The sequence below is a fragment of the Synoicihabitans lomoniglobus genome (assembly GCF_029023725.1).
In the GTDB taxonomy this organism is placed as follows: Bacteria; Verrucomicrobiota; Verrucomicrobiia; order Opitutales; family Opitutaceae; genus Actomonas; species Actomonas lomonigloba.
Genome location: NZ_CP119075.1, coordinates 4,820,295 through 4,834,700, shown reverse-complemented (window position 1 = coordinate 4,834,700; position 14,406 = coordinate 4,820,295). Strand labels below are relative to the sequence as shown.

11 protein-coding genes are annotated in these 14,406 nt (G+C 64.6%); 5 read left to right on the top strand and 6 right to left on the bottom strand.

Features of this window, described 5'->3' with window-relative positions; translation table 11 throughout:
* Window positions 1-24: 24 nt before the first annotated feature.
* On the top strand, window positions 25-252 hold the full coding sequence (locus tag PXH66_RS18465) for an AbrB/MazE/SpoVT family DNA-binding domain-containing protein (protein ID WP_330931006.1): 228 nt from the start codon (window positions 25-27) through the stop codon (window positions 250-252).
* Window positions 252-659, top strand: a complete 408-nt coding sequence (locus PXH66_RS18460; protein ID WP_330931007.1) for a type II toxin-antitoxin system VapC family toxin — start codon at window positions 252-254, stop codon at window positions 657-659. Before PXH66_RS18465 ends, PXH66_RS18460 begins: the two co-directional genes overlap by 1 nt.
* A 10-nt stretch (window positions 660-669) precedes the next feature.
* On the opposite strand, the gene PXH66_RS18455 is transcribed toward PXH66_RS18460, so the two are convergent.
* A complete protein-coding gene (locus PXH66_RS18455; protein ID WP_330931008.1) occupies window positions 670-1,026 on the bottom strand; it encodes a nuclear transport factor 2 family protein in 357 nt (118 codons plus the stop codon).
* 166 nt (window positions 1,027-1,192) lie between these two features.
* Here PXH66_RS18455 and PXH66_RS18450 point away from each other — a divergent pair, with 166 nt between their 5' ends.
* Window positions 1,193-1,513 carry a helix-turn-helix domain-containing protein gene (locus tag PXH66_RS18450; protein ID WP_330931009.1) on the top strand — a complete coding sequence of 107 codons (321 nt, stop codon included), beginning with the start codon at window positions 1,193-1,195 and terminating at the stop codon, window positions 1,511-1,513.
* A 226-nt stretch (window positions 1,514-1,739) separates the two neighbouring features.
* Here the strand turns inward: PXH66_RS18450 and PXH66_RS18445 are convergent, their stop codons facing one another.
* From PXH66_RS18445 to PXH66_RS18425, 5 genes are all read right to left on the bottom strand, one after another.
* Window positions 1,740-3,815, bottom strand: a complete 2,076-nt coding sequence (locus PXH66_RS18445) for a protein-disulfide reductase DsbD family protein (RefSeq protein WP_330931010.1) — start codon at window positions 3,813-3,815, stop codon at window positions 1,740-1,742.
* A 162-nt stretch (window positions 3,816-3,977) separates the two neighbouring features.
* Window positions 3,978-4,922, bottom strand: coding sequence for a PLP-dependent cysteine synthase family protein (locus PXH66_RS18440; RefSeq protein WP_330931011.1), 945 nt, complete (start codon window positions 4,920-4,922; stop codon window positions 3,978-3,980).
* 133 nt (window positions 4,923-5,055) lie between these two features.
* Window positions 5,056-7,902: an insulinase family protein gene (locus PXH66_RS18435; protein WP_330931012.1), complete on the bottom strand. Its 2,847-nt coding sequence runs from the start codon at window positions 7,900-7,902 to the stop codon at window positions 5,056-5,058.
* 118 nt (window positions 7,903-8,020) lie between these two features.
* The gene (locus tag PXH66_RS18430) at window positions 8,021-8,986 is read right to left on the bottom strand and encodes a PLP-dependent cysteine synthase family protein (RefSeq protein ID WP_330931013.1); all 966 of its coding nucleotides are present in this window, start codon (window positions 8,984-8,986) and stop codon (window positions 8,021-8,023) included.
* Window positions 8,987-9,109: 123 nt separating this feature from the next.
* The gene (locus PXH66_RS18425) at window positions 9,110-10,288 is read right to left on the bottom strand and encodes a helix-turn-helix transcriptional regulator (protein WP_330931014.1); all 1,179 of its coding nucleotides are present in this window, start codon (window positions 10,286-10,288) and stop codon (window positions 9,110-9,112) included.
* 106 nt (window positions 10,289-10,394) lie between these two features.
* Between PXH66_RS18425 and PXH66_RS18420 the strand changes: the two genes are divergently transcribed.
* Together PXH66_RS18420 and PXH66_RS18415 are read left to right on the top strand one after the other, a co-directional pair.
* Window positions 10,395-13,076: a TonB-dependent receptor plug domain-containing protein gene (locus tag PXH66_RS18420; protein WP_330931015.1), complete on the top strand. Its 2,682-nt coding sequence runs from the start codon at window positions 10,395-10,397 to the stop codon at window positions 13,074-13,076.
* A gap of 8 nt (window positions 13,077-13,084) precedes the next feature.
* Window positions 13,085-14,332: a TlpA family protein disulfide reductase gene (locus PXH66_RS18415; RefSeq protein WP_330931016.1), complete on the top strand. Its 1,248-nt coding sequence runs from the start codon at window positions 13,085-13,087 to the stop codon at window positions 14,330-14,332.
* The last annotated feature ends 74 nt before the right edge of the window (window positions 14,333-14,406 follow it).

Here is a 14,406-nt window from a genome sequence, read left to right as displayed (position 1 = left end):
ACCGATGCAGGTATTACTTAGCAGATGAACATCACCAGCAAGGGGCAGGTTACGATTCCTCAGCGGATTCGGAACAAGTTCGGGTTGAAGCCCGGCACAGCGGTCGAGTTCGTGGTCGAGGGAGACAAGGTCGTCATCACACCTCGGGCTCGTAAGTCGGATGCCACCATGGATTGGTTGAATGAAGCGCGGGGCGTTTTGAAGGGTATGTCCACCGATGAGCGGATGAAATTAACGCGCGGGGAGGATTGATGGCCTACCTGCTCGATACGAACGTGCTGCTGGATATTCTGACCGACGATCCCGAGTGGGCGGACTGGTCGCAAAAGCAGTTGATCCGGGCCCGGAACGAGGGACCGATTCCGCTGAATCCCATCCTGTATGCGGAGCTGGCGGCCCACTTTGAAAGTGCGGCCGAAGTCGACCACTTCTTACGTCCCGGGATCTTCAAACGGTTGCCGCTGCCTTACGAGGCGGGCTTTCGCGCCAGTCGGGCCTTTCTCGCTTACCGGCGCGCGGGCGGCAGCAAAACCTCGCCGTTGCCGGATTTCTATATCGGGGCCCACGCCGAACACGCGGGATTTACTTTGGTGACGCGAGATGTGGCGCGGTATCGCACCTATTTCCCTAAGGTGAAACTGGTGGTGCCGCGACGCTGACGGGGAGGAGCTACGTGTTTTCGCAGCTGAGAAAGCGGACGTGGGAGATGAGGCCCGCCGTGATGGTGTAGACCGCGATGGTGCGAAAGGGCGGACCATCGCGACCCTCGACCAATTCCTCGTCCACCGCGTGCTGCCCGACGACCATCCGCTGGGTGACTGTCGCTTGGTTCTGCGGGAACCGGGCAAACATGGCCGCGTAGTTTTGACGCATGGTCTCGCGGCCATGCTGCACGTCGGGGGAGCCGTCACGGACGATCTCCACATCGGGAGAGAAGCAGGCGACAAACGCGTCCACGTCTTGCCGGTTATAGGCTTCGAGTTGGCGGGAGACGATGACTTCGACGGGGGAAGAGGAGGCGGGCATGGCGGTGAGAATGGAAAAGATAGAGGAGGCGGTGAAATGCCCGTCACATTGCCCGCTCCCGGTCGATTGCTTCTGGCAGGACGGCATGGGAGGGCTCTGTCTCTTGACTCATAAATGTAAACATCAATTGACATTAAAGGAAATAAAGTAAAGTGAATCTAACATAATGCCTGCACCTCACCATCCATCCGCAGCGGTTCGTCGCACGTTGCGGCAGCTCGGGGCGGATTTGCGTGATGCGCGGCGGCGTCGTCGTCTTTCCATGGCGGTGGTAGCGGATCGAGCCTTCACCTCCCGTCCTACTCTACAGCGGATCGAGGCAGGCGATCCGGGCGTGAGCATGGGCATTTATGCCGCCGTGACGCAGGCCTTGGGTTTACTGGAAAAATTGGGCGCGGTGGCGGACCCGGCCGGCGATTCAGTGGGCCAGGCCATGGCGAACGAGGCGCTGCCCCAGCGGGTGCACATGCCGCGAAGCCGGAGCTGAGCAATCATCATGAATTCTGATATGTAGGTTTGCCGAGGAGGGCAGACTTGCCGGATCGGTTTGGCGCGCGGACGACGGAAATTCACCGCATGGCGAGTGCATTTGAACACGAGGACCTGCGGCGGGCGCTGAACTTGCCCTGACCTATGGACACCTGGTGCTGGTGCCGTTGACCTCGGCCCGTGGTGGTGTCGGCATTCGCGAGCGAACGCCCTGAGGGCGCGGTTTAGTTTAGCGCTTCCAGGACGGTGCTGGGGGTGAGGAGCTCGGGGAGGATGGTGGGGTCGGATTCGCCGGGGAGGTAGACGAGGTTGAAGGGGACGGCGCTGCGGTTCCACTTGGCGAGCTCGGCCGTGATGGCCGGATCTTTGTTGGTCCAGTCGGCCTTGAGCGTGAGCACGTTTTGGTCGCGGAAGGTTTCCTTCACATCGTCGGAGCTGAAAACGAGTTTCTTGTTGGCTTGGCAGGTGGCGCACCACCGCGCCGTGAAATCGACGTAGACGGGGCGGCCTTCGGCCCGCGCGGCGGCGATGGCTTCGGGGCTCCATTTTTCCCAGACAATGTCGTTGGGGGCGGGTGGTTTCGGCCAGCCGAAGAGCGCGCCGGTGCCGAGCACCACGAGTCCCGCGATGATGCCGAAGCGGCGGCGGGCGGGTTTGTTGCCGGCGGCGGCGTAGCGGCCGTAGAACCACACGCCGAAGGCGATGAGGGTCAGGCCGAAAATGGCGTTGAGCGCGCCGCCTTCGGTGGTCTGTCCGGCCAGCACCCATACGAGGTATCCGACGGTTGCATACAACGGAAACGCCATGGCCTGCTTGAAGGTCTCCATCCAGGCGCCGGGACGCGGGAGAATTTTGATCGCGCTGGGGAACAGCGATAGCAGCAGGTAGGGCATGCTCAGGCCGATCGCGATGGCGGTGAAGATGGCAAACGAGGCCACGATGGGCACGGCGAGCGCGGCACCGAGGGCGGGCGCGAGGAACGGGGCGCTGCAGGGCGTGGCCACGACGGTGGCGAGCACGCCGGTGAAGAAGGTGCCGGTGAGGCCATCCTTGGACTGGAGCTTGGCCCCGACGCCGGTGGCGCTCAGGCCAAATTCGAAGACGCCACTCATCGCCATGGCAAAGATGAGCATGACGGCGGCGAGCACGAAGACGAAGGGTGCGGACTGGAGCTGGAAACCCCAGCCGAGGTTGTCACCACCGGCGCGCAATACGGCGAGTAGTCCCGCGAGCGACCAGAACGAGGCGAGCACCCCGAGGGTAAAGACCCAGCCGTGCAGGGCAACTTTACGGCGATCGGAGCCCGCTTGGTTGACGAAGCCGAGGATCTTGATGCCCAGCACCGGGAAGACGCAGGGCATGAGATTGAGGATGAGTCCGCCGATGAAGGCGAGGGCGAGCGTGCCGAGTAGGTTGACCGAACTGGTGGCCGGGGCATCGGTCGCTGCGGGACCTGCCACCATGCCGATGGGCGCGGCGCCGAAGACCGCGTCGATGGCGATGCCGGGGAGGTTTTGACCGCTGGTCCAGCTGCCATCCTGGCGCAGCACGCCGACGAGGCGGTCGCCGTCGCCGTCATAGAATTCGGATACGGGCAGGGTAACGGTGAGCGTGCCGTCGGCGTAGGTGGCGGATTGTGGCAGGTCGTATTGGATGAAGGCGTCGCTGGCGAAAAACCAAGGGGTGGCGGGTTCGCTGGAGAGGCCGCTGACGGTGAGCGTCGCGGAGGTGCCGGTTTTGGTGGCGCTGATTTGCAGGTCGCCGGGGGCGGCGGGCAGGGCGGCGAGCACGTCGCGCACTTCGGCTCCGTGGGCGGCGTGGGGCTGGCGCGGGGTGTCGGGGGCGACGACGGGCAAGGTTAGCGCGATCGCCTGATCACCGGGAATGCACACGTCGGCGCACATGAGCCAATCGGCGTGGCCCTGCAGCGTGACCTCGGTGCCGGGAGCGAGGTCGGCGGGCGGCGTGAGGGTGACGGGCAGGTAGGTGACGTGTTCATAGCCATTGCCCGTGATCGTGCCGTGGGAGTCGCGGATGATGACGGGCGTGGGCCATTGGATTTCCCCGGCGGTCCAGCCCTCGGGCAGGTCCCATTCGATGGAGGTGGGGTAGCCGGTGCCGGCATTGACCCAATAGGAGTGCCAGTGGTCCTCGTGGTCCAGGCGCAGGGCGACGGTGATGGGCTCACCGGGGCGCACGGCGGCATCGGCGGAGGCGAGGGAGGCTTCGACCTGAGCCAGGCTGGCGGTCGCAAAAAGTAAACTGGCGAAGGCCGCCAAAAGGACGCGGGGAGCGATCATGGTGAATAGACTGAAGATGAAGGGGAGAGGCGCAACCGAAGGGGTTTGTTCCCGGGTGGTTCTGCCGGTGTGCGTTCAGCGGGTGTTTCTGAAACGCGAGATGTGGACGCGGTCGTCGCAAGCAACGCCCCTACAAGTATACGGAGTCATCGGCGTGGCAGGTTACGGGCGTTCGGCCTGGAAGAGGCGGGTGGAGTAATAACGTTCCGCGCGATCGCAGAGGATGGTGACGACCTGCGCGGCGGGACCCAGGTCGCGCGCCACGGCCAGCGCGGCGCAGATGTTGGCCCCGGAGGAGGTGCCGACGAGCAGCCCGAATTCACGGGCGAGTCGGCGCGTCATGTGCATGGCGTCCTCGCTGGAGACCGTGCGTTTTTCGTCGATGGGGGCCTCGCGCACCAGCGGCGGAATGTAGCCGCCCGCCACGCCTTCGATGGTGTGGCAGCAGGGCATCTCGCCGGAGAGCATGGCGGCCTCGGCGGGCTCCATGGCGACGATGCGGGTCTCGGCGCGGGCGGCTTTGAGGGCGCGGCCGCAACCGGTGATCGTGCCGCCGGTGCCGTAGCCGGATACAAAGGCATCGACGCGACCGCCGGGAATTTGACGCAGGATTTCCGGGCCGGTTTGGGTTTCGTGGTCGTGGGCGTTGAGCGGATTCTCGAACTGACAGGGCAGGAAATAGCGGGCGTCGGCGGCGGCCATTTCGCGACTGAGGTCGATGCCGGTGGCGTAGCCGTCGCTCGTTTTGAACAACTGCACCTCTCCGCCGAAGTGGCGGATGAGGTGGCGGCGTTCCACGCTGGCGGATTCGCTCATGAGGATTTTAACGCGGTAACCTTTGGCCGCACCGACCATGGCGAGCGCGATGCCGGTGTTGCCGGAGGTGCATTCCAGAATGATCGAGTCGGGTCCCAGGACGCCGCGCTCCTCGGCATCGTCGATGATGGTGAGCGCGAGCCGGTCTTTGATGGAGCCGGAGGGATTGAGGAACTCGGCCTTGGCGAAGATCGTCAGGGCTTCGGCTTCGAAGCGCAGTTCCAGCAGCGGGGTGTTGCCGATGAGCGCCAGCAGCGGACTGCGGCGGGCGGAGAGGGTGGCGGACGACATGGATGGTCGGGACGGGTTTTAGGCGAACGGGTGGAGCGGGTCGGCGCGCGATGGCGGGGAGTGAAGGTGATGACTCCGCCGCCGCATCGCGAGCGAGCTCGCTCCTACCGGTGGGAAATGAAACAGGGACGGGTTATTGGAAGCGGCGGGAGGCCTTCCACGTCGCCCGATCGGTGAACGAAGCGGGAGCGGTGGACGCCTCGTGGTTTTCGCCGGTGAGGAGAACCAGGCGGCGACGGGTGGCCGAGCCGGTCAACACGTCCGTCAGCAAGGCGGCTGCATCGGCTTGGGTGAGTGATTCGAGGGCGTCGAGGGCGTCGTGTTGGCGCTCCCAGTCGGCGTCGTAGTCGTAGGCGTAGGCGAAGAAGCGGTCGGTTTTTTCGGCGAGGCTCTTGGGCTTGGCTTCGAAATTGGCGCGCACGCCGCCGACGAGTTGAGCGAAGTCCGCGGCGGGCAGGGCGGCGAGGGCATCGGGCAGCGTGGCGATGAAGGCCTCGGCGCGGGTGCGGAGCTCGTCGGGCCCGTAGTCGCTGGATTGAATGGTGAAGCTCAAGTAGCGCGTGAGCCGCGTGCCGCTGCCGCCGGCACCGACGATGTAGCCGAGTTGCTGACGGGTGCGCAGTTCGTTGAAGAACGGCTGGCTGATGAAGTTGCCCAGCAAGGCTCCGGCCGCGCGGTGACGCGGGGAGGCATCGGGCAGCAGGTAGAGCGCGGTGTAGGCGGAGTTGGCCCCGGCGGTGGGCGCGACGTCGATGATCGTCTCGCCGTCGGCCTGGGTGAGCTCGCGGGAGCGCAGGAGTTGATCGGCGGGCGCGGGCGTGAAGCCGATGCCGGTGACGAGTTCGCGGGCGGCGGCGATGGCGTGGTCGGGCGCGAGGTGTCCATGGATGACGCCCTCGAGTTTGCCGGCGCGGAGAAAGGCGTCGGCGGCGGCCTTGACCTCGGGCCAGGTGGCGGCGAGGGCGGGCGCGAGCATCTCGTCAGGGAGGTAGGAATACTCTTCGGTCCAGGCCCCGCGACGAGCCCCGGCGAGCCGGAACGCCTCGGTTTGGGGGAAGCTGCGCAGGTTGCGCAGGAAGCCGTCCTTGAGCGCGGCGAAGCGTTCGGCGGACGGCGCGACGTCGTGAAGTTGACTGACCGCCTCCCGAGCGAAGCGCACGGGCGAATCGCCGAAGCCGGTGACGGTCAGGTTAAAGCTGTGCAGGCTGGCACCGACGTTAAAGGACACGCCGGCGCGGGCGGCTTCATCGGCGGCGGCATCGAGGGCATCGCCCAGGCATTGATCGTAGAGCGCGAGCAAGGTGGCGGTGCGCACGTCGGTGTGGGACGTGGTCGGGACGAGGCGGAAGCGGAGGGTGGTCTGCGGACGCAGGAACTCGAGGTCGGGCGCGTAGTAGAGGGCGAGACCGGGTTCGTCGATGAGTTGCACGGGGCGCTCGGTGAGGAGCTCGGGTTCGGCGCCGAGGTAAGGGTTGGGGCGGGGCAGGGCGAAGGTGCCGTCGGTGGGCGCGCGAACGTCGAGCAGGCGTTGGTAGGCCGGGCCGGTGTCCTCGGTATATGAATACGCGGAGCCGTAGAAGTGTTCGGTGCGATCGGTGGGCACGCCTTTGGCGGCGAAGACGGCGAGCAGATTGTCGGGGGTGAGTTGATCGAGAATGTTGCGGTAGTCGGCTTCGTCGGGGGCGACCCACACGTGGGGCACGCGCTCGGCCACGGCCAGGGGGAAGAACAGGGCCTGGTTGGCCAGCTCAATGGCGAGGGATGCGCCTTCGCCGCGATCGTTGTAGGTCTCGCCGAGACGGGCGATGCGGGCGTTTTCCGACCACAAGGCGTGGGGAAACGGTGCCGTGCGCAGGAAGTCAATATACTCGAAAATCAGATCAAAAACCTCGGGCAGACGATCGGCTCCCCCGGGCGTGAGGGTGGCGTAGATGAACAGGGAGCTGTAGTCGGGACTGCGGTCCCAGATGCTGCCGCCGGCGGAGAGGGCGAGTCCGGCTTCCTTGAGCGCGTGAGTGATGCCACCGGCGCTGGAGTGCGAGAGCAGGGCGCGGATTGTCTCGGCGTTTTTGGCGGTGAAGTTGGCGCGCGTGGCGTCGAGGGGAAATTGGAGTTGGAGCTCACGGACCTCGCGCACGGGCTCGACCTGGGCGAGCCGGAGGGCGGCTTGGCGAGGCAGAAAAGTGGAGCTGCGTTCGAGGGACGGGAGACCACGATTCGGGATGGCGCTGAAGTGGGTGCGCGCCATGGTTTCGAGCTCGGCGAGGGAGGCGTTGCCGGTGAGAGCGAGGGCCATGCGCTCGGCGCTGTAGTTGGCCTCGAAAAAGGCGCGCACGGTGGGGGAATCGGCGGTGGCGAGTGTCTCCTTGTTGCCGGCGGTGAAGCGGGATTCGGGCGACCCGGGCGCGTAGAGTTCGCGCATGACGTTGTAGATGCGGCGGCCGTCGTTTTGCACGTGGCGCATCACCTCGTTGTGCACGGCACTGATTTCGCGTTCGGTGAATTTGGGGGTGAACAGCGGGGCGATGAAAAACTGGGCGAAGCGATCGAGCGCGGCGTCGAAGGCCTCGTGACGAACCTCGAACTGGTAGTTGGTGAGATCGGAGGACGTGTAGGCGTTGGTGTAGCCGCCGTTGCTTTTGACGAAGGTGCCGTATTCGCCCTCGTCGGGGTATTTTTCCGTGCCGAGAAAAAGCATGTGCTCGGTGAAGTGAGCGATGCCGGTGGTTTCTTCCGGATCTTCCAGTTGACCGATGCCGACGGCGAGCGAGGCGGCGGATTTATTGAAGGCGGGATCGCTCACGAGCAGCACGCGCAGACCGTTGTCGAGCACGAGGCGGGAGAACTGGGCTTTGTCGGTGGGAGCGACCACGCGGGCCGGCAGATCCGGGGCCTCCGTCGGCGACGTGGCAAAGGTGGCGATGGGCGCGAAACTGAGTAGGGACGCGAGAGCGAGACGAGTGAGCGAGGGACGAGTCATGGGTGGAAAATGGATGGGAGGTGGGGTCGTGGTGAGGGAGCGCGGATGACGCCGCGTGCGACCGCGGGGAGCTTCTGAAGGGTTGAGACGAATGGGGGGCGGGAAGGCCGTAAGGTGATCAGGAAAATTTGGCGGCAAATAGACCGGTGGAGAAGTAGCGTTCGGCCCGATCGCAGAGGATGGTGGCGACCTGGTGGTCCGGTCCGAGCTGGCGGGCGATGCGCAGCGCCGCGCAAACATTGGCCCCGCTCGACGGGCCGACGGGCAGGCCGAATTCGCGGGCGAGACGCCGAGTCATGGCATAGGCGTCGTCGGCCGAGACCTTGACGGTGGAGTCGATGGCGGCGGCTTGCAGCAAGGGCGGCAGGAAGCCGCCGGCAATGCCTTCGATGAGTTCGCAGCACGGCATTTCACCCCCGATGCCGGGGCCGCCGTCGGGCTCCATGCCGACGAGGAGCAGGGCGGCATTGGCGGCGCGGAGGGCTTGTCCGCACCCCGCCAGCGTGCCGCCGGTGCCATAGCCCGAGACGAAGGCATCGACCCGGCCTCCGGGAATCTGGCGCAGGATTTCCGGGCCGGTGTGGCGAGCGTGATCGTGGGCGTTGAGCGGGTTCTCAAACTGGCGCGGCAGGAAAACATTGGCGTCCCGGGCGGCGAGGTCGTCGGCCAGTTCCAAGCCGGTGAGGTAGCCGCGGTTGGCGGGAAACAACGTGAGCCGCGCGCCGTAGTGGCGGATGAGCTGCTGGCGCTCGGGATTGGCCGTATCACTCATCAGGATATGCACGCCGCAGCCGTGAATGGCGCCGAGCATGGCGAGGGCGATGCCGGTGTTGCCGCTGCTGACTTCGACGATGGTGGTGGTGTTGTCGAGCCGGTTGAGGCGACGGAGGTCGCGGGCCACGGAGAGGGCGAGGCGGTCTTTGATCGACCCGGATGGATTCAGGAATTCGGCCTTCGCGTAGATCGTCGTGCCCGTCTCGTCCAAAGTGAGCTTGAGCAACGGCGTGTTGCCGACGGCCTGTAGAATGGCAGCGGACGAGGAGGAGGAGGAGGCGTCAGGACCGAATTCGGAAGTGAAATACATGGGCAAATCCAGCTCACGAGTAGCTGGAGCCCTGAACCTGCGAGGCCTGCTCCCGGGGAGTCAGGTTAACTTTCGTTAGGTATTGCGTGAGTCGGGGGGGCGCGCGGGGCGACCGAACCGATTTCAGCGGAGCGCGAGCACGAGTTGGGTGCGGCTGCCGACGCGGAGCTTTTGGTAAATCCCGCTGATCTGCACCCGCACGCTGCCCTCGGTCTTGTGGAGCTGTTGCGCGATGACCTTGTTGGGCAGCCCCTCACAGATGAGCGCGGCCAGCTCGCGTTCGGCGGGCGAAAGTTGGGCGAGCAAACGTTTGGCGTCGGAGGGACCCTCGGGCGTGGTGGAGGCCTCTTGGAAGCGCACCAGAAAAACGGGGCGGTTGTGGGCGCCGCGGTTGTCGCGCTTCATGGTGACCAAGGCCTGGCACTCGCCCCGCGGGGAGACGACCTGGGCGGTGCGCGGGGCGGGTTCGGCGTTGAGCGGGAGCTCCTTGCCGGAGATCAGGAGGGAGTTTTTCAGTTCTTCCACCGCGCCGGCGATTTCGGGCGGCAGGGCGAACACGGCCTGGGAGTTGTAGCGGCGGGCTTCGGACAGACCGAAGTTCCACACGGCGCAGAGTCGGGACGCTTCCATGCTCGTGTAGATCACTTGCAAATCCCAATCGAGGAACAGCACGGCGTCGGGCTGGGAGCGGTAGTAGGATTCCAACAACACGCGGGCGCGGTGTTCGCCTTCGTAGGCGTCGAGTCGGTCGAGGGCCGCGCCAATGTGCGGGTGCAGGGTGTGCAAGCGGGACAATTCCTCGGGGCTGAAATCGCCCTGATCGGGGCGGCGGCGCAGGGCGAAGGACGTGGTGACCTCGCCTTGTTTCCAATAGAGCAGGTGGGCGGAGTAGCGCCACCCCAGCGGTTGCATGAAGCGCTTGTAGTAACGGCTTTGCGGGATCTTGCGCGGGTCCGACATCAGCTGGCTGTGGGTATAGGCCGCGATGCCGTTGTGGGCGTTGAGAAAAGGTTGGAAAAAATTACGCCCTTCCCCGGCGACGACCGGTTCCATGTGGCTGTCATCGGGCACCCGGGAGCGGGCGGACGTGAGCCGACGGGTGGTCGATTCGCTGCGCCAGTCGGTGTAGCCTTGGGACATAACGAGACTGTCGTGGGGCACCAAGTCCTCGAATAGCGATTGCAGGCTTTTCCATAATGCTTTGATGCCCAGAGCTCTATTTACCTCCAGCACGGCATTCTGCTCTTCAGCGAGCAAGCTGCGGGGCGGTGGAACGATGGGCAGTGTGGTGGTCGTCGACATAAACGTGAAAGCATGAACTGAGCAGGAAACGATCCAGAGGGACGGGGTAGGGTCTTAACGTTTGTTAGTTTGAATCGCGTGGAAGGCACGATCAAAGGTCGGTTTCATGGCCACGCCAACCTATCGCAAACTACTCACGGTCGCCCTGCTCGCGGCCGTTGTCCCGACCGCTGGAGTCCGGGCGCAATCCACTCCGGCCGACGAAGCGACCCGCTCTGAAGAGTCGGCCGCCGTCGTTGAGTTGCAACAAGTCGAGGTCACCGGTTCCCGGTTACGCTCCCTCGTCGGCGAACAGCCGGCCATGCCCGTTATCACGCTCGGCGCGGAGGAACTCAGCCGCCGTGGCATGAGTCGGCTCGCTGATGTGCGCTGGGCCATCCCGCAACTCGGCGCGTCGGTGGGCTTTAATGACAACATGATGAACGGCGGCCCGTCCCGCGCCCAACAGTCGAGCACGTCGTTCGACCTGCGCGGTCTCGGTGGCAACTCGACGCTCGTGCTCATCGACGGTCGACGCATTCCCCACACCGGACAGGCCTTTCCGGGCGGCGCGGGTGGTCGGGAAGATTTCAACATCGACGGTCTGCCGGTTTCCGCCATCGAGCGCATCGACATCCTGCCGCAGGGTGCGGGCGCCATTTACGGTTCCGACGCCATCGCCGGCGTGGTGAACATCGTATTGAAGAAAAACTACACCGGCGGGCAGCTCGACCTGTCCTACGACAATACGTTTGACGGCGATGCCGCCAATCTCACCGCCAGCCTCACCGGGGGCTTTGCCAAGGACAAATTTTCGGGCTTCGTCACCGTGAGCACGGCGAAACAAAACGCCCTCGCGGCGCGCGACCGCGCCTTCAGTTTCGCCCCGGCACCGTCGGCCTACACGCCCTACGAGGGCGCGACTCTGTCGACGGCGTATGCCCCTGATTTCGGCGGCTCCAACCTGCCCGGCCTCTCCACCCATGTGGTGGCGCTGCCCGATGGCACCAGCGGCTCCGGCTACACCGCCGACGCGTTGGTGGGGAACACCATCCAACCGCATTACAATTATGCGAACTACTCCCATTTGGTGGATGCCTCGGACTCGAAGAGCATCCTGTTCAAGGGAGACTACGAGTTCACTGACACCTTCCGCCCTTACATCGAAGTGCGCTGGAGCGAGATCAAGTTCGACTATGTCGGCAGCCCGCTGAGCCTGACGACCCAATTGCCCGCCAATTATTTGGGCAACCCGTTCTCGGAGCCGGTTTACCTGAGCAAGGTGTTTTACGACATCCGGCCCGAAACCGACGCGAGTCAGGAAAACTCCGGCCTCACGCTCGGCGTGGAAGGCGACTGGACCAACGGCTGGCGCTACGATCTGGGCCTGACCTGGACGCGCAATGTGGTCTACGACAAGTCCGTCAACTCCGGGTTCAACTGGGGCGCGCTGGGCTCGGCCTGGGCGATCACCGATCCCGCGAGCCAGCTCAACTTCGCCTACGACTCCCGCACCTCCGGTCCCTACACCGGGGCATTGGACAGCGTGCTGGCCTCGCAACTACACGAGGATACCTCCGACGTCTATGACGCCTTGCTCGTGGCGGACGGCCCCGTTTGGACGGGCTGGGCCGGCGATGTGCGCCTCGCCGTGGGGGCCGAGTCGCAAAAAGAAGAAGTCGAGTTTTTCATCGATCCCGTCGTGAGTTATGCCCTCAGCGAGCCCTTCAGCCGCACGACCAACGCCGTGTTCGCCGAGGTGGCCTTCCCGCTCATCAGCGAGGCGCAGGGCATTCCCGGACTGCATCGCCTCGAGATCCGCGGCGCGGGTCGGTATGAGGATTTCTCCGACATCGGCAGTCAATTGACGCCGAGCGTCAGCGCCTTGTTGCAACCCTTTCCCTGGATGACGATCCGGGCCGCCCGCACCGAAGGCTTCAAAGCGCCCAAGCTCTACGACCTGTTGAGCCCCAACTACTCGACCACCACCAACATCACGGCGTCGCGCAACGTGATCGACACCGCGCGGGGCGGTGAAGCCGTGGTCGGCAGTTATGACCTCACCAGCGGCGGTCAACCCGGATTGAATCCCGAGACCTCAGTCTCCCGCAACATCGGCATCGTGCTGGATGTGCCGTGGATCAAGGGACTCTCCCTTTCCGCCGACTGGTGGGATACCTTGTTCACCGACAAAGTGGGCTCCACTTCCTACCAAACCTTGATCGACCATTTCCCGGCGCGCATCACTCGCGGAGCAAAGGCGAGCACGGATCCGTCGGACTGGCTCGGCCCCATCACGGGCTTCGATACCAGCGCGCTCAATCTCGCCTGGGTCAAGGCGCAGGGCTACGACCTCGGTCTCACCTACCACCGCATGACGGAGTGGGGCGAGTTCCTCGCCACCGGCACCTACACCGAGCAGGATCCACAGACGTCGCTCTCCACCCCGGCCTCCTCGTTCTACTATTACTACAAGCCGGAACGCTTCAGCGGTTCCTTCTTCTGGGCCAAAAATGGCTGGGAAGCCGGGTTCTCGGTCAATCACCAGGGCACCTACTACATCAGTGGGCTGACCAACACCCAGTATGCCTATCCGTCCTTCGTGGAATGGAACCCGCGGGTGGCCTATTCCTTCGCCGACAATGGCGGTGATTCGTTCGTCGATCGTGCCCTGGCGGGTTCGAAGATCGGACTCACCGTGATCAACGTCTTCAACGCCGGTCCCTCCGATTACGCCGCCTCAAACGGTCGCGTGGTCATGGACCCCCGCCTCAGCCGCTACGTGCTGAACTTCACCAAGAAATTCTAAACCCCGTCATGTCTGTCTCGCTCCGTCCTCGCTCCCGTTTCCTGCTCACTGCTCTCGTCGGTCTCGCCGGCGGCCTCACTCCGCCCGCCGTGGCGGCGGATGAGGCCGCGGAAGCTCCGGCGGAGGTCGTTCCGACCTCCCCCGCCGACGTCGCGTGGGCGGAGGTGACGGCCCTGCAGTCGTCCTCGCCGACCGTTACGCCCTGGGCGGAAATGACTCCGGCTCAGCGGCGGGAGTCTCTGCGGATGAATGACGTTCGCACGCAGGCCCTCGAGGCGGCGGTGACGGCGTTTGCCGCGCAATTCCCGGATGACCCGCGTCGCTTGGAGGTCTTCGTGCAATTGTCGTATCAGCCACCCAAATACATCACGGGTTTTTCTTCGGCCGATGACGAGATGCCCGGCTGGAACAGCATAATCGGGGACGAGGCGAAGATGGCGGCGTTCGAAGCGCGGCAGGCCAAGCGCATTGCGGAGGTGCTGGCTTCACCGGACGCGACCAAGCGTCAGGTGGGCGGGGCCTTCTACACCCTGTTTGTGGAGGCCCGCGGGCGGTTCATGAAAGACCAGACGTCGGCGCGGTTGCAGGAGTATCTCGACGTGGCCGAAGCCATGATGGATCGCCTGCCGGATGCGGCCGCCAACCTGGCCAAGGAGCACCTCGGATTTCTCAAGTTCCATGGCACGGCGGAGCAGCAGGCGGCGTTTGTGGCCCGGCTGGAGTCGAGCGATGATCCGGACGTGAAGCAGATGGTGGCGGAAAGCCGCGGCGACTTCAGTCGTTTCAGCGGCATCGCGGACATCGCGTTCACCGCCGCCGATGGGCGCGAGATCGACCTGGGCAAGATGCGCGGCAAGGTCGTGCTGATCGACTTCTGGGCCACCTGGTGCGGACCGTGCATCGGGGAAATTCCCAATGTCGTCGCGAACTACCAAAAGTATCACGACCGAGGTTTCGAAGTGATCGGGGTGACGTTGGAAAACTCCGGTGTGCGCAAGGACTTCGACGACCCGGCGAACGCGTCCAAGCTGAAGATGGCGAAGGCCAAGATGCTCGCGTTTGCCAAGTCCAAGGACATGCCGTGGCCGCAATATTACGACGGCAAGTTCTGGCAGAACGACCTCGCCCTGCGGTTCGGCATCAAGGCGATCCCGGCCATGGTCCTCATTGGCCCGGACGGCCAGGTCGCATCGATCGAAGCCCGCGGCGAGGAGCTGGAGCGGCAAATCCTGCGCCTGCTGCCCGACAATTCCTAGTCTCGCCCCTGCCTTCCGTTGCGCCCGTTGGGGCGCAAGACGGGCGAAGCCGGAAACCCCGTAACTAAAGTTGT